The 14982-nt window shown below is 67.4% G+C and carries 19 protein-coding genes; 12 read left to right on the top strand and 7 right to left on the bottom strand.

Translation table 11 applies throughout. The features are described 5' to 3' along the window. The first annotated feature begins 87 nt into the window (after positions 1–87). On the top strand, positions 88–753 hold the full coding sequence (locus KO481_RS29635; RefSeq protein WP_215917415.1) for a VC0807 family protein: 666 nt from the start codon (positions 88–90) through the stop codon (positions 751–753). Between the two features lie 60 nt (positions 754–813). Here KO481_RS29635 and KO481_RS29630 read toward each other — a convergent pair whose 3' ends face one another. Continuing rightward, entirely contained in the window at positions 814–1266 is a 453-nt protein-coding gene (locus tag KO481_RS29630; protein ID WP_215917416.1) for a MarR family winged helix-turn-helix transcriptional regulator, read from the bottom strand. Between the two features lie 84 nt (positions 1267–1350). Here KO481_RS29630 and KO481_RS29625 point away from each other — a divergent pair, with 84 nt between their 5' ends. From KO481_RS29625 to KO481_RS29595, 7 genes are all read left to right on the top strand, one after another. Further along, positions 1351–1725, top strand: coding sequence for a cupin domain-containing protein (locus KO481_RS29625; RefSeq protein WP_215917417.1), 375 nt, complete (start codon positions 1351–1353; stop codon positions 1723–1725). A 304-nt stretch (positions 1726–2029) separates the two neighbouring features. Beyond that, on the top strand, positions 2030–2875 hold the full coding sequence (locus tag KO481_RS29620) for a DUF8020 domain-containing protein (protein ID WP_215917418.1): 846 nt from the start codon (positions 2030–2032) through the stop codon (positions 2873–2875). Between the two features lie 200 nt (positions 2876–3075). After that, the gene (locus KO481_RS29615; RefSeq protein WP_215917419.1) at positions 3076–3636 is read left to right on the top strand and encodes an RNA polymerase sigma factor; all 561 of its coding nucleotides are present in this window, start codon (positions 3076–3078) and stop codon (positions 3634–3636) included. Next, positions 3633–4331, top strand: coding sequence for a Rieske (2Fe-2S) protein (locus KO481_RS29610; protein ID WP_215917420.1), 699 nt, complete (start codon positions 3633–3635; stop codon positions 4329–4331). Before KO481_RS29615 ends, KO481_RS29610 begins: the two co-directional genes overlap by 4 nt. Before the next feature lie 122 nt (positions 4332–4453). Then, the gene (locus KO481_RS44470; RefSeq protein ID WP_215917421.1) at positions 4454–4951 is read left to right on the top strand and encodes a cupredoxin domain-containing protein; all 498 of its coding nucleotides are present in this window, start codon (positions 4454–4456) and stop codon (positions 4949–4951) included. 20 nt (positions 4952–4971) lie between these two features. Further along, a complete protein-coding gene (locus KO481_RS29600) occupies positions 4972–5877 on the top strand; it encodes a metallophosphoesterase family protein (protein ID WP_215917422.1) in 906 nt (301 codons plus the stop codon). Positions 5878–6146: 269 nt separating this feature from the next. Beyond that, positions 6147–6635, top strand: coding sequence for a MarR family winged helix-turn-helix transcriptional regulator (locus KO481_RS29595; protein WP_215917423.1), 489 nt, complete (start codon positions 6147–6149; stop codon positions 6633–6635). Between the two features lie 23 nt (positions 6636–6658). Here the strand turns inward: KO481_RS29595 and KO481_RS29590 are convergent, their stop codons facing one another. From KO481_RS29590 to KO481_RS29580, 3 genes are all read right to left on the bottom strand, one after another. Next, positions 6659–6856, bottom strand: a complete 198-nt coding sequence (locus KO481_RS29590; RefSeq protein ID WP_215917424.1) for a ferredoxin — start codon at positions 6854–6856, stop codon at positions 6659–6661. 11 nt (positions 6857–6867) lie between these two features. Next, the gene (locus tag KO481_RS29585; protein ID WP_245400881.1) at positions 6868–8067 is read right to left on the bottom strand and encodes a cytochrome P450; all 1200 of its coding nucleotides are present in this window, start codon (positions 8065–8067) and stop codon (positions 6868–6870) included. 115 nt (positions 8068–8182) lie between these two features. Next, positions 8183–8785, bottom strand: coding sequence for a TetR/AcrR family transcriptional regulator (locus KO481_RS29580; RefSeq protein ID WP_215917425.1), 603 nt, complete (start codon positions 8783–8785; stop codon positions 8183–8185). 171 nt (positions 8786–8956) lie between these two features. Between KO481_RS29580 and KO481_RS29575 the strand changes: the two genes are divergently transcribed. Then, entirely contained in the window at positions 8957–10015 is a 1059-nt protein-coding gene (locus KO481_RS29575) for an alpha/beta hydrolase (RefSeq protein ID WP_215917426.1), read from the top strand. A 175-nt stretch (positions 10016–10190) separates the two neighbouring features. After that, entirely contained in the window at positions 10191–10892 is a 702-nt protein-coding gene (locus KO481_RS29570; RefSeq protein WP_215917427.1) for a cyclase family protein, read from the top strand. Between the two features lie 32 nt (positions 10893–10924). Here KO481_RS29570 and KO481_RS29565 read toward each other — a convergent pair whose 3' ends face one another. Beyond that, positions 10925–11509 (bottom strand): TetR/AcrR family transcriptional regulator, encoded by a 585-nt coding sequence (locus tag KO481_RS29565; RefSeq protein ID WP_215917428.1) that lies wholly within the window; start codon positions 11507–11509, stop codon positions 10925–10927. 96 nt (positions 11510–11605) lie between these two features. Between KO481_RS29565 and KO481_RS29560 the strand changes: the two genes are divergently transcribed. Beyond that, positions 11606–12748, top strand: coding sequence for an acyl-CoA dehydrogenase family protein (locus tag KO481_RS29560; protein WP_215917429.1), 1143 nt, complete (start codon positions 11606–11608; stop codon positions 12746–12748). Between the two features lie 6 nt (positions 12749–12754). Here KO481_RS29560 and KO481_RS29555 read toward each other — a convergent pair whose 3' ends face one another. After that, the gene (locus tag KO481_RS29555) at positions 12755–12919 is read right to left on the bottom strand and encodes a hypothetical protein (protein WP_215917430.1); all 165 of its coding nucleotides are present in this window, start codon (positions 12917–12919) and stop codon (positions 12755–12757) included. A 481-nt stretch (positions 12920–13400) separates the two neighbouring features. Between KO481_RS29555 and KO481_RS29550 the strand changes: the two genes are divergently transcribed. Further along, positions 13401–14348: an AraC family transcriptional regulator gene (locus tag KO481_RS29550; protein ID WP_215917431.1), complete on the top strand. Its 948-nt coding sequence runs from the start codon at positions 13401–13403 to the stop codon at positions 14346–14348. A gap of 162 nt (positions 14349–14510) precedes the next feature. Here the strand turns inward: KO481_RS29550 and KO481_RS29545 are convergent, their stop codons facing one another. Continuing rightward, complete coding sequence (locus tag KO481_RS29545) at positions 14511–14948, bottom strand: MarR family winged helix-turn-helix transcriptional regulator (protein WP_215917432.1); 438 nt, start codon at positions 14946–14948, stop codon at positions 14511–14513. Between the last annotated feature and the right edge of the window lie 34 nt (positions 14949–14982).

The following is a 14982-nucleotide window of genomic DNA, read 5'->3' as shown; positions in this document are numbered from 1 at the left end:
GCGATTCCATCCTCGCGCCGACGCCGCGCGAGCTCGACGGAAATAGCGTTCACGGCATACCTACTTCAGCGTTCAGGGGAGCATCCGATGTCCGAAATCGCAGGCGCCGCAGCAATTCCGGTGGTGTCGCGCACCGCCCGATTTCGGTCAGCGGCGCCCATGGCAGCCAATGTCGCACTGCCGGTGGGGATTTACTACGTGCTCGTCGGGATCGGGTTCAGCAGCTTCGCCGGGTTGCTGTGGTCGACGGTGGTCTCGGCGCTGTGGGTGATCGTGCCCGCCGTGCTGCGCCGCCGGTTCGACGGCCTGTCCGCATTCGTCTTCGCGGTCAACGCCCTCGGGCTGGGGCTGGCGCTGCTGAGCGGCAGTGCGCGCGTGATGCTGGCCAAGGATCCGATCATCGATGTCGTTATCAGCGCGCTGCTGCTGGCCAGCTGCGTGTTCGGGCGACCGGCGATGTTCGGCATCTCGCGGCGCCTGCACGCGCCCGGGCCGGATTCCGCACACAGCTGGGATGCATTGTGGCGCAACAATGCCCATGTGCGCCGCGTGTTCATGATTTCGACGCTGGTGTGGACCACGGCCTTCGCGCTGGTGGCGGTGCTGCGTTTCCTGGTGATCTTCACCCTGCCGGTCTCGGTGGCGGTCGCGCTGACGAATCCGGTGGAGTACGCGGTGATCGGGGTCGTATTCGTCTGGAGCATGCGAAATCGCAAGCGGATGAACATCAATGGGCTGCTCGCGAGTCAGTGATCGCCGCATTCCGGGGCCGGGCCGCATGGTCCGGCCCTGCTCGGGTGCTCATTCCGGTATTCACCACGCCGCGGGGCGAACCCTCCCCGGGGTGACGACATGGGCCAGGGCGTTGCGCAGCGCGGTAACGGTTTCCGGGCCGAGCGCCGCGGTCCAGCGTTCCGCGAACGCGGCCAGCGCGGCGTCGGAGGCGCGGGTCGCGGCCCAGCCGCGCTCGGTGAGGGTGATCATCCGGGCGCGCGCGTCGTGCGGATGCGGATTACGTTGTGCGTAGCCCTTTTTCACCAGTTCCTCGACCAGCTGGCTGGCGGCCTGCTTGGTGACGGCGAGGTGTTCGGCGATCTCGCCGACCGTGGCGCCGTCGGGGGCCATCCGCACGAAGGCGAAACCGTGCGCTGGGCGCAGATCGGTGAAACCGGCCGCATGTACGCCGGCGTTGGCGGCGTCGGTGACCTCTGCGGCGGCCGCCAGGAGCAGCAGTGGCAGGTCCGGGGCGAGCGGGTAGGCGGGCATGGGGTGAATCTTGGCACTTGACAGATTAGTCAACAAGCTTGACTATTATGGTCAAGTAGATTGACCAATTGAAGGAGAGTTTCGATGCCCGTCATTCGTGCCGCCGAGGCCGAGGTCCATCAGATGCACAACGCCCGATTCACCTCCTACGCTCGCCCCGGCACCGGCAGTGCCGAGCTGTGCGTGTGGCGGCTGGACATTGATCCGGAGTCGCAGGGGCAGCCGCATCGCGTGCTGCGCGAGGAGGTGTTCGTACTCCTCGAGGGTGAGGTGGTGCTGACGATCGACGGTGTGGCGAATTCGCTGGGTGCGGGGGATGCCGCCATCGCGCCCGCCGGAGCGGTGATCCGTGTGGACAACCCGGGTGCGGGGCGTGCGGGAGTCCTGGTGACCGTGCCGGTCGGGTTCTGGGGTGAACTCCCGGACGGCACCCGCATCGCACCGCGCTGGGTGAGCTGAGTTCGTCCGGCGGCGGTGCGCCCCGCCGGCGCATCCGTGCGAATATTTCTTTCATTGAAACCCCTCGGGATCATCGTTCTATTTCTTTGAATAATCTCGGTGTTTCAATGAAAGAAATGCGCGATGCAATCAAAGAAATTCGGTCCCCATTGTTGGGAAAGGTTAAACTTTTCGGACACGAATCACTATTCAAATTTCACTGTTCTGAAATATTTGTGCGGCCGAATGAATCGGCAACAATCGGTGCCGCCGTGCCTTGGTATCGGGGCACCGTGGGTCAACGAAAGGTTCTAGGTCGTACCTGATGAGGAAATTTACCGCGTGCGCGGTGCTGGCGGTTGCCGCCGTCGGCATCGCCTCCGCGCCCGCATATGCCGCACCGCCCGCACCGGCGACGCCGGCCGCCCCGGCCCCGTTCTTCAAGAATATTCCGGCGTCTCAGACTGTTGTCGTCAATGGCGTGCACTATGAGCTCGACCGTGCCGCTGGTTCGGCGGTTCTGAAGGCGGCCGACGGCACCTTCGCGCGCCAGGGTGACAGCCTGACGATCGCCGATGCCAAGGGGCAGGTCGTGGACTCCGTTCCCCTGGTGTACCGCAAGGACAACACCCAATTCCCGATCAACGCGGACATCTCCGCCCATGCGGTGCGTCTGACTCCGCAGACCACGGGCGGCACTCCGGTGGCTCAGCCGATCTCGGCGGATACGCTTGCCCACCTGAGGCCGGTGTCGCAGGTCGAGCCGAAGGACCTCGACGCGAAGGCCGTCGACGAATCCTTCAGCCCGCGTGACCAGCAGGAGCTTTCGGCGTTCGGTAGCCGCGCGACGATCTCCAGCCTGGTCGGCGCCGTCGTCGGCGCACTGATCGGTGTGACGGTCGGCTGTATCGCCGGCGCCGTCGCTGTCGGCACCATCTCGGCCGCGGTCTCAGCGCTGCTGGCGGGTCTGCCGGGTGCGATTATCGGTTGCATCGCGGGTGTCGCCACTGTGGGCAGCGCCGGCGCGCTACTCGGCACCATCCTGGTCGGGGGCCCGATGATGCTGTGGTCGGCGTACCAGTACTTCAGCACCATCAACTCGCCGTGCACCACCCCGGGTGGGTTCTGCACGAACCCGCAGTTTCCGCCGGCTCCCGCTCCGAAGCGCTGATGCCGCTGTGGTGACGCCGTAACCGGTTGCGGTGATATCGATGGGCGGGCTCCCGGAAGGGGGCCCGCCCATCGCGGTATCCGAGGCCGGACCGCCGGGCTCGCCCGATGAGGTCACTGAAACCGCCACCTGTAACCCCTCTCGCTATCTACTGTTAGGCGTGGTCATGCGCTGGAGGTGGATGCGGAAGGCGGCGGCAGATGGCCGGACGGCCGGAATCCGGCGAGGATCCGCGGACCCGGGAGCTGCGCCTGGTGGCTGGTGAGACCTACCGGGACTGGGAGTCGATCTACCGTGACAACGCGACCTGGGTGTACGCGTTGATGGTGGGCAAGGTCGGCAACCGCCCGGATGCCGAGGATCTCACCGCGGAGGTGTTCACCGCGGCGCTACGGCCGCTGCGGGTGCAGGCCAGCGTGCCCGAGGTGCGGGCGTATCTGCGCGCGACCGCTCGGACCGTGCTGGCGGAGTACTGGCGGACCCGGATGGGCCGCGAAATCACCACGATAGACCCCGATTTCGCGCCGGAGCCGCCGCCCGAACCAGCGGAGCAGGAGGGTGTTCGGGCCGCGGCCCGGGCCCGCGCGCTGCTGGACGGGCTGCCCGAGCGCTATCGGCGCATCCTGGAATTACGCTTCCTGCAGGGACTTTCGGTCCGCGATTCGGCGGACGAACTGGGTGTGAGCGTCGCCAACGCCAAGGTGCTGCAGCATCGGGCCCTGCAGATGGCGGCGCAGGAGAGTGCGGGAGGTGCACGGTGACCGGTCGAGACATCCGGCGATACGTGGAGGATCTGCTGTCCGGGCGCCGTCCGCGCGGCTTCACGCCCGGCGACGAGGAGGCCGAGCAGATGCGGGTGGCGATCGCCCTGCGTGCGGCCCGGTTCGGCGCGGATGCCCCGAGCGAGGAGTTCCTGGCCGGACTGCGGCAGCGGCTGGCCGGTGAGTTCGGCGAATCCTCCCGTCCCCCTGAGGCCTCCACGCCGCCTCCGCGACGCCGGCAGGTGCTGATCGGCGGTTCGATCGCGGCCGCGGCAGCCACCGTCGGCGGCGTCGTCGACCATGCCCTGACGTCCGGGGGGCACGGGCCCGCGACCCCGTCGCAGGCGCAGCAGACGCTGGTGCCCAGGAACGGGGCGTGGCGGCCGGTGGCCGCCGCCGCGGACGTGCCCGAGGGTGCCACCATCGCCTTCGATGCGGGCACCGTCAGCGGATTCGTGCACCGCCGCGACGGAATCCCCTACGCGCTCTCGGGCATCTGTACCCATCAGGGCTGCAAGCTGTGGCTGGACGGTCCGGCCGACCGCCTGCGGTGCCCCTGTCACTCCACCTCCTTCGGTATCGACGGCGCGGTGCGCACGCATCAGCTCCCCATCGCCCCCGCGCCGCTGCCGCGGTTGGAGATACGTGAAATCAACGGCACGATAGAGGTTTTCGTGCCCGCGGAATCGGCCTGAGTCGCCCTGTGTAACCCGGGCCCGTATCTCCTAGTGACAGCGTTTCGCGACGAGGCGGACGCTCACCGTCGACCGGTGCCCGCAGCGGTGCGGGTGTCTTCGTCCCACGATGGAGAACTCGGATGAGACAATTCGCGAACAACCGGCGGGTCCTGGTGGCCGGCCTCGGCGCGATCGCGCTGGTGGCCGCCCTGGGCGCCTGCGGATCGAGTGCCACCGGCCCTGCCGCGGAATCCACACTGGCCTTCCCCGCGGGCACGGCGACACCGGGCTTCGTGCCGAACGGCAATGCCGCGCCGCTGCTTCCGGCCTCGGGCATGCCCAGCATGCCGGGAGCGCCCACCGCGACAACGGCTTCCGCGCCCGTCACGGGTACCGCGGTGGCGATCCAAAGCTTCGCCTTCGCGCCCGCCACCTTGTCGGTGAAGGTGGGCACGACGGTCACCTGGACCAATCGCGACGAGGAGCCGCATACCGTCAGCGCGCAGAACGGTAGCTTCCACTCGCCCGGAATGGGCACGGGCGCAACCTATTCCTTCACCTTCACCCGCGCGGGCAGCGTCGACTACGTGTGCACGATTCATCCGTTCATGCACGGCACCGTGGTGGTGACGCCGTGAACGAGAAGGATCCCCAGACGATGACACGACGCCAATTGATCAGGCATTCGGCCTGGTTCGGCGCGGCGGTGGGCCTGGCCGTGGTCGGCGGCGAGGTCGTGTCCCAGGTCGCCGGTGCGCCGGAGGCGATTGCCGCCCCGCGCCCGGATCTGCGGTTCGCCCAGATCAGCGACAGCCATATCGGTTTCCAGGGCACGGCCAACGCGGACGTTGCCGCCACCTTCACCGAGGCTATCGGGCAGGTCAACGCCCTGGGCTACCAACCCGATTTCGTCATCCACACCGGCGATCTCACGCATCTGGCCACGCCCGCGCAGTTCGACCAGGTGTATCAGATGCTGAACGGGCTGCACACTCCACACGTGTTCACCGTTCCGGGAGAACACGATTCGACCGATGACGGCGGGCAGAGGTATCGCTCGGTCTTCGGCAAGGGCACTCGCGGCGACGGCTGGTACAGCTTCGACATCGCCGGGGTCCATCTGATCGCCCTGGTGAACACGCTGAATCTGCGGAACCTCGGGCATCTCGGCCCGGACCAGCTGGATTTCGTCCGCAAGGATGTGGCCGGCCTGTCCCCGGACACGCCGATCGTGGTATTCAGCCACATCCCGCTGTTCGCCATGTATCCGCAATGGGGCTGGGGCACCGACGATGCCGCGCAGGTGCTGAGCTATCTGCGCCGGTTCTCCTCGGTCACGTGCCTCAACGGTCATGTGCACCAGCTGTTCACCAAGACCGACGGCAACATCACCTTCTACAGCGGCACCACCACGGCCTATCCGCTGCCGAATCCCGGCGCCGGACCCGCACCCAAACCGGTGACGCTCCCGTCCGGGAAACTTCATGCGGCCCTGGGGATTCGGGAGGTGACGTTCCAGCGGGGGCAGCATGCCCTGGCGGTCAAGGACGAGCGCCTGGCCTGAGCCTTCCCGCCGCCGGTCCATCACCCGGGAACCCGCAAACCGCGGAGGGGGTTACGACCGTAGCGTGCCGCAACGTCCTGGGCTGAGAAGGACAGGCACGAGGGGGCTGGACCGGCATCCGCATGCCCGAGTGAGTCTGGAGGCCGGGTGGCGATGCGACCCTGTCGGATCGAGGTGCGGATTCGGAGCGGGCGGCCAGCCGGGTGCGATGCCGCCCGCCGCGAACAGGCAGGATGGTGGTGCCCGGTATCGGCGACGAAGGGTTTGCTATGCAACACAGCGGCGGGGTGGCGGTCGAATCCGCCGACGAGATCACCGATGCCCTGCTGACGGCCTCGCGGCTGCTGGTGGCGCTGTCGGCGCGCTCGCTGGCCCAGGTCGACGAGTCGATCACCATCGCCCAGTTCCGGACGATGATGATCCTGTCCTCCCGCGGCCCGGTCAAGGTCGCCGAGCTGGCCGCGATCCTGAATGTGCAGCCCTCTACCGCGACCCGGATGGTCGACCGCCTGGTGGCCGCCGAGCTGATCGACCGCCGGCCCAACCCGAATTCCCGCCGCGAACTGATCCTCGAGCTGACCGCGCGCGGCCGCGAGATCGTCGACGCGGTCACTGCCCGCCGCCGTGAGGAGATCGCCGCCGTGGTCGCGAAGATGCCCGAGGCCGACCGCCACGGGCTGGTGCATGCCTTGACCGCGTTCACCGCGGCCGGCGGGGAGTTGCCCACCGCTCTCGAGGCCGAGGGATATCAGGTCTAGCGCGGCCCGGGAGCGTCGAGGGGCTACTTCTCGTCCAACTCGATGGCCAGCGCCGGGCACACCCGGGCGGCCTCGCGCACGGAATCATGGAGTGCGACAGGCGGTTCGGCCTGTAGCAGCAGTACGATTCCGTCCTCGTCCCGCTGGTCGAAGATGTCCGGAGCGAGCATGACGCACTGCCCGGATCCGATGCATTTGTCCTGATCCACAACAACTTTCATGGCCGAGCTCCTTACCAGGTGACGGGAAGCGAGTGGACGCCGTACACGACCATCTCGTGTTTGAACGACACGTCTTCGAACGGAATCGCCAGCGCCAGTTCGGGTATCCGCCGGTACAGCGTGCCGTAGACGACGTGCAGTTCCATCCGAGCCAAGGGCTGGCCGAGGCACTGATGCACGCCGTACCCGAAGGCCACATGATGGCGAGCCCGGCGGTGGATGTCGAGGCGGTCCGGATCCGGAAACGCGGTGGCGTCGCGGTTTCCGGCGTCGTTGGCCAGGATGATGCCCTCGCCAGCCCGGATCGTGTGCCCACCGACCTCGACATCTTCGGTGGCTACCCGGCGCCGGCCGGTGTGCACGATGGTGAGATACCGCAGCAGTTCCTCGACCGCGTTGGTGATCAGCGCCGGGTCGTCGGTCTCGCGCAGCTCCGCGAGCTGATCCGGGTGCTGGAGCAGCGCCAGGGTGCCCAGCCCGATCATGTTCGCGGTCGTCTCGTGCCCTGCGACCAGCATCAGCAGCGACATGTCCGCGACCTCGGCGGCGGTCAGCTCGCCGGCCGCGAGTTGCTCGGAGACCAGGTGGCCCATCATGTCGTCGGTCGGCGACTGCTGTTTGGCCGCAACGAGATCCGACAGGTACGAGCGCAGTTGATCGGTGGCCTCGATCGCCTCCTCGACGGGGGTGGTGGTGTCGATGAGCTTGCGGCTGCACGACTGGAAGAATTCGTGGTCGGCGTACGGCACGCCGAGCAGTTCGCAGATCACCAGCGAGGGCACGGGTAGAGCGAATGCGGTGACGAGGTCGGTCGGCCTGGGCCCGGCGAGCATGTCGTCGATCAGTCCGTCGACGATCTGCTGCACTCGCGGGCGCATCGCGGTGATCCGCTTGACCATGAAATTCCGGGTGAGCATCATGCGCAGCCGGGCGTGCTCGGGATCGTCCATCGCGATGAACGAGCGAAAGCTGCGGCGCCGCTGGGCGATCGAGGCGGACTGGAGCGGATATCCCGGCGTGAGCGCGTCGGCGCTGAATCGCGGGTCGGCCAGCACGGCCCGCTGTTCCTCGTAGCCGGTGACCAGCCAGGGCGTGTCGCCGTTCCAGATCCGCACCCGGTCGACCCGGTCGCGTTCGCGCAGCGGCGGGGGTGGATCGAACGGGCACTTCGCGGCCCGGGACATGGGGAAGGTGGATAGGGATTCGGTCATCGGGGACCCCCAAAAGTTACCAAACGAATGTTTACTAACTTGGTCAGGATAATCAATCCGGTTCTGTTGAGCAATGATTCGTGACGCGTGCACGATCCCTGGCGGGCCGGACCGGTCAGTCGACGACCAGGGAGACGAGCTCGTCCACGAACGCCATGATCTGCTCGTCCTGGTCCTCGCCGCCGCTGGTGTGCTGCAAGGCGACTCGTCCGTGCACGCCGACGAAGACGATCACCGCGGCCCGGCTCGGTGGTACCCGCATCCGGATCCCCTCTCGTTCACCGCGTTCCAGCAGATCGATGATGCTCCGCACGATGTCCGCCAGCGGGCCCGTGGGCCGGGACGGAGTGGGACGGAGCTTGATGATGAGCCGGTAGTGGCCCGGATTCTCCAGTGCGAAAAGGCAGTACGCCTTCATTCGCGCCCGGACCCGATCCAGGATCGCCTCGGGCGGATACTGCGCGTCGGCCTCGGCCATCGCAGCGGCCAGCTGCGCGTAGATATGGGCGATGAGGCCTTGTACCAGCGCGGATTTGTCGCTGAAATGCTGATAGATGCTGGCGGGGGAGATGCCCGCGGCCCGGGCCACCCCGCGGATCGTCAGGCCCTGCTCGCCGTCCAGCTCGGACAGCAGCCGCGCGGCGGCGCGCAGAATCTCCGCTCGCAACCGCTCGCCCTGACCCCAGGGATTGCGTACGCGCGGTGAGGTTTCAGCCACGCGTTGCAGCGTAGCCGCCGGTGAACTGGCCCCGCCCCATACCGGCGTGGGGGGGCCGCCGACGGTGATGGCGCCCACGTCCGCCGCGTCGATCTAGAACGTGTTCCTTCCCATGGGTGAAGAACGCGCCACTCATCGATTTCACTGTGAGGCATGCAAGATGGGTCCGACATGTCCGCACGGCACAGACCGGCATGGCGGGTCGTCGGCGAGATTGCCGCGGTGGCAGGGGCGTTGATGCTGGTGGCGGGGGTGTCCGCGGCGGCGCCGCCGACCTCCGGCCCGGATTTGAGCTCGAACGGGTATCAGGCTCCCGCCGACAACGGCGCCGGCCTGACCGCGCGGCCGGTCATCACGAAAATCGAGTCGATCACCGATCGATGGCTGCGGGTGTTCGTGGCCTCGCCGTCGATGAAGCGGGTGGTGCAGGTCCAGGTGCTGCTGCCCGCGCACCGCGATCGCCCGCGGCCGACGCTGTACATGCTCGACGGGCGTGGCGCCCCGGAGAACGAGAGCAGCTGGACCGAACACGGGCATGTTGTGCAGTTCTTCGCCGACAAGAACGTCAACGTCGTGCTGACCACGGGCGGGCCCGCCAACCTGTACACCGACTGGCAACGCCGCGATCCGGTGCTGGGCACCAACAAATGGGAGACCTTCCTCACGCGCGAGTTACCGCCGCTGATCGATGCCCGTTTCGAGGGCAACGGCCGCGACGCCATCGAGGGGGTGTCGATGGGCGGTGAGGCCACGATGATGCTCGCGGTCCGTAACCCGGGCCGGTATCGGGCGGTCGCCGCGCACAGCGGGTGCTACAGCGTCGCCCCCGGCCCCGGTCAAGATCAGGCCCGCGCGATTGTGGAGACCTACCACGGCAACCCCGACAACATGTTCGGCAAGCCCGGCGACCCCGACTGGCTCGCCCACGACGTCATGACCCATGCCGCCGCGCTGCGGGGCACCGCGGTCTACCTGTCCGCGGGCAGCGGGATCCCCGGCGAGCACGACGTGCCGGGACAGGCCAACCTGCCCGACGACATCACAGTCGGTGGCCCCCTGGAGGCCGGCGCCTATGCCTGCGCCGCGGCCCTGGGTCATCGGCTCGAGCGACTGGGGATCCCGGCGACGGTGCACCTGCGCTCCACCGGCACCCACTCCTGGCCGTACTGGGCCGAGGAGCTGGCTCGTTCCTGGCCGTTGATCGCCCACGCACTCGACACCGGCAACTGAATGAACAGCGCCAGCCCGCCGGAGTCGCTTTCGGGTGCGGCTGGCGTTCGGTGTTCCTGATCAATGTGCCCGTGCCGACCCCGGTGGCGGGTGCGGCATGGCGGTCACTGCCGTCCGTGCGAGCGCTGCCACGCCTACATTTGTGCACAGGACTCACAGGGGAGGTTGGCCAGGCATGACATTCTCGTCGGTGCGCATCCTGTCGCACCCGCTTTCGGTGCACCGGGTCTCGGTATTTCCCGGCGATCCGCGCCCGTCCGTCGAGACCGTGTGCACACTCGATGAGCACGGCTTCTATCTGCAGGCCGTCGAGGTCGGAGAACACACCGGCACCCATTGGGGAGCCCCCGCACACTTCAACGCCGGGGAGGCCGCGGCCGATGAACTTGACGGCGCGGACTTCATCCTTCCCGGCGTGCGGATCGACATCGCGCACGATGCGGCCCGCGACCCCGATTACGCGGTGACCGTGCGAGACCTGCGGGACTGGCAGGATCGCCACGGGCCGCTGCCCGCGCAAGCCGCGGTGCTGCTGCACACCGGCTGGGACAAGTACTGGGGCACAGACGATTTCGTCAATGCAGACGACCATGGAACGCCGCATCACCCGGGCTTCTCGCCCGAATCGGTGCGATGGTTGCTCGACCACGGTGTCCTGGGCCGCCGCGGCGCCCTGGGCACCGACGCCTTCAGCCCCGACGTCGGGCTGGACGAGACATTCGCCGTCTCGAAAATGCTCTACCGCGAGCACCGCCTGAGCCTGGAAATCCTGGCGAATCTCGGCGAGCTGCCCGCCCGGGATTTCACCGTGGTCGTGGGCGGATTCATCACCGAAAACGGTTCGGGCTCACCGGCATCGATCTATGCCATCACCTGACTCGGGGCCTGCGTGTCTTCGACTCGGCGGCGCTAGGCACTGATTCCCGCCGTGAGGATGGCCGCGAGTTCCCGGTAGGCGTCGGCGTCGTCCAGACCCGTGTGGGTGCGTACGGTGCCGCGCTGGATGCGAACCATCATCGCGGCGGCCAGGTCCGCGGTGAACGCGGCGTGGACGTCGCGGAATTCGCCGGCCTCGACGCCCTCGTGGATGAGTTCCTGCACGCGTTCGGCCGCGATGCTGGTGTTCCGCTCGTAGATCTCGCGGGCGGGGGCGAACGCGTGCAGGTCGAACATGAACCGGTCGGAGGCGGGGGACAGCGCGGCCCCGACCGCAGAGAGGTAGGCGGCCACGCGCTCCCGGGCGCCGGTGACCGGCGTGATGGCGGCCTCGACATCCTCGGTCGCGCCGCGGAAGAAGTGCACGGTCGCCGCGCGGACCAGCTGTTCCTTACTGCCGGCGAGGGTGTAGAGCGTGGACTTGGAGCAGTGCAGCCGGGCGGCGATCTCGTCGAGGGTCAGCTGCGCGAACCCCTCGGTGAGAAACAGCGCTACCAGGGCGTCGAAGAGTTCGGTGCGTCGGCGGGTGGTGAAGCCGGCGCGGGCGGGCTGGTCCATGCCATCGCATAGTACTGAAGTACCCCTTGCAGTACTATCGGCCTGACAGTACTCTGCAAGGTAATTCAGTACTCTTACTAGTAGTCGAGGTGACGCGTGGCCGTCGAACGCCTGCTGCCCAGTGACGAGGCGCACGACCTGATCCAGCTCACCCGCGAGATCGCCGACAAGGTGCTCGCGGGTCCGGTGGCCGACGAGCACGAGCGTGCGGAGACCTACCCCGAGGGTGTGTTCGCCACGCTGGGCGCGGCGGGGCTGCTGAGCCTGCCGTATCCGGAGCAGTGGGGCGGCGGCGGTCAGCCGTACGAGGTGTATCTGCAGGTGCTCGAGGAGATCGCCGCGCGGTGGGCCGCGGTGGCCGTCGCGGTGAGCGTGCACAGCCTCTCGTGTCATCCGCTGCTGGCATTCGGCACCGAGGAACAGAAGCAGCGGTGGCTGCCGGACATGTTGGGCGGCAGTCAGATCGGCGCCTACAGCCTGTCCGAGGCGCAGGCCGGGTCCGACGCCGCCGCGGTCGCCTGCGCGGCGACCCCGGTCGAGGACGGCTACCGGATCAACGGCACCAAGGCGTGGATCACGCACGGGGGCCGGGCCGATTTCTACAATCTGTTTGCGCGCACCGGCGAAGGGACGCGCGGCATTTCGTGCTTCCTCGTGCCGAAGGACACCGAGGGGCTGAGCTTCGGCAAGCCCGAGCGGAAGATGGGGCTGGCCGCGATCCCGACCACGACCGCCCACTACGACGACGCGTTCCTACCGAGTGAGCGCCGGATCGGCGCGGAGGGCCAGGGCCTGCACATCGCCCTGAGCGCACTGGATTCCGGGCGCCTCGGCATCGCCGCGGTCGCGACCGGTCTCGCGCAGGCGGCCCTGGACGAGGCCGTGGCCTACGCGAAGGAGCGCACGGCGTTCGGCAAGCCGATCGTCGAACACCAGGGCCTGGGATTCCTGCTCGCGGACATGGCGGCGGCGGTCGACTCGGCGCGCGCGACCTACGTGGATGCCGCGCGTCGCCGCGATGCGGGGCTGGAGTATTCACGGCAGGCCAGCGTGGCCAAGCTCGTCGCCACCGATGCCGCGATGCGGGTGACCACCGATGCGGTCCAGGTGTTCGGCGGCTACGGATACACCCGCGATTTCCGGGTCGAGCGCTATATGCGCGAGGCCAAGATCACCCAGATCTTCGAGGGCACCAACCAGATTCAGCGCCTGGTCATCGCTCGTTCGCTGGCACGGTGAGGCCGCCTACGCCGAATGCTGAGTGAGCGAGGCGAATTCGGCGATCCGTTCCCCGGCATCGGCGGCCGCGGAGACCGTGTCTGCGCCGCCTGCGATTCCGGCCCGCAGGATCCGATCGGGCACGGCAGCCGGGTCGTCGTCAATCGCAGCGTGCCGGCGGGGAACACTCACCGTGCGACCAGAGGAAATCGCACCCGGACGGGGCGACTGCACAGCCCCCGTGCCGGCGCGTTGCAAAGATTGATTTATCGCGTCGCAGATTCCCTTCTTCTATCGGATGTTTCTCGGTCTTCCCCTCCTACTTTCAGACCGAGAAATCTATTTTCAATAATTCCAGCAGAGGGTCCATCCCTTACTTGTCTCAAGCTGGAAGCTTGTCTCGCACAATAGGCGCCGCCGCCGCCGGGTCTCTACCGTTTTCCTGCCCACTCGCGGTCACTTTCTGCCCGCCACGAACGCCGCACCCGCAACCGGCAGCCCGGCCTGGATCTTTCGTGCGCCTGGTGCAGCTGCAGTGGCGGTCGGGACGGGTCACCGTGGAGTGATCGACCACACTGCCGAGTTGCCCGTCGTCACGACTCGGCGCCTGCCGCTTCCCTTGTAAGCTTGTAGTCGGTTTGTACCTTGTGGCGGTGCGCGAAAGGGTGTCGGTGTGACCGATGCGGAATACCGGAAAGAAGCCTTCTCGACCGACGATGAGGACCCGGCGGCGTCGTGGGATGAATACCTCCGTCACCGGCAGGGAACGGTAGGGCTGAGGTTCCGCGCCGACGAGTTCAGCTCCACAGCGTTTGCCCAGAACGTCGGCCAATTCCAGATCGTCGAGTTCACCACTGCCACGCTCGACTACCGGCGCTCGCAACGCAATGTGCGAGCCGACGGCGATAACAGCTATCGCCTCTTCGTCCCGCTGCAAGGGCATTTCAAGCTCGAACAAGGCGATTCCAGGGAAATCTTCCACCCTGGCAAAGTCGGCTTTTTCCATTGGGGCCGCCCGGTGTGGATGACGCACGACGAGACTATCAGCGCGTTGATCATGACCGTCCCCGAAAGGTCGATCGATCCCGCACGCGCTGCGGCTGCCCCGCTCGCGCTGGATGAGAAGCGTCCCCTGGTACACGCGCTGGAGACGCAGGTTCGATTGCTTGCCGAGGCCGAGGGCTGGACGGCAGCAGATTTCAGCGTCGCATTTTCCAGCGCGCTCACGCTGCTCGATGGGGCACTCAACCTCTCCCCAGCTATCAAATCCGGCAAGCGCGCGACAGACGCTGAACGCGCACGGCTTCTGATCAAAATTCACGCGAACGATCCCCGGGTGAATCCGGAGACCATCGCCACGATGTTGGGCATCGGCGAGCGAACACTGTACAAAGTGCTGAAGAGTGCCGGGTACCCGTCGCCGGGTGCGATGCTGCGCACGATCCGCATCGAGCGCGCACATCGGCGATTGTCCACTGCGCTGCCGGTCGACATGGACAGGATCGCTTTCGAGGAAGGATTTCCCAGCACACGCAGGTTCCGAGAAGCCTATCGAGAGCACTACGGGCAGACCCCGGCCCGGATGCGCGAACAGCTATTCGGCGCACGCACCGCGGGATAGCCCGGCACGCCCTGCTGCCACCGTCAGGTGGTTACCGCCTCGGGCAGGTAGGACATGGCCTTGTTGCACGCGTCGACAAGGGTGCCGGTCTGGTGTCCCTGTAGCCACCAGGTCACCGCGATCCGCAGACGACGGTGGGCGGCGGCCGCCCGGACGCGAATGTCAGTGGCTGCGGGCGGTTTTGAGCTCCTCGGCGAGTGCCTCCATCGCGGGCAGTGCCCGCAGCAGCTGCTCGGCAGTCTGTCGGGGGAGGTGTTCGACGCATTCGGACACCGTTCGGGTGCGCAGCGTGCGGATGTGTTCGTTCACCGTGGTGCCGTCGGGGGTGATCTCGACCCGGGCCGCCCGCAGATCGCTCGGGTCGGGGAGCCGGCGAATCAGGCCGTCCTCGTCCAGCTTTCGGACCACGCGCGACACCATGGTTGGATGGAGGCCCTCCAATTCGGCCAGTTCGGCCAGTCCGAGCGGCCCGCGGTGGGCGATCAGGCCGAGCACCGAGGCCTGGGTCGGCGTCAGTCCCTCTCCCGTCGCGGTCGCGTTGAACTGCCGGGCCAGCCGGATGATCACCACGCGAAGTCGCGCCATGTCCTCGGAGTCCACTGCTCCCACCTTCGTCGTCCTCGCACGTTCGGGT

The sequence above is a fragment of the Nocardia albiluteola genome (assembly GCF_018860155.1).
Lineage (GTDB): Bacteria > Actinomycetota > Actinomycetes > Mycobacteriales > Mycobacteriaceae > Nocardia > Nocardia albiluteola.
Note: the sequence above shows the minus strand (reverse complement) of the source record. Positions and strands in the feature narration are given on the sequence as shown.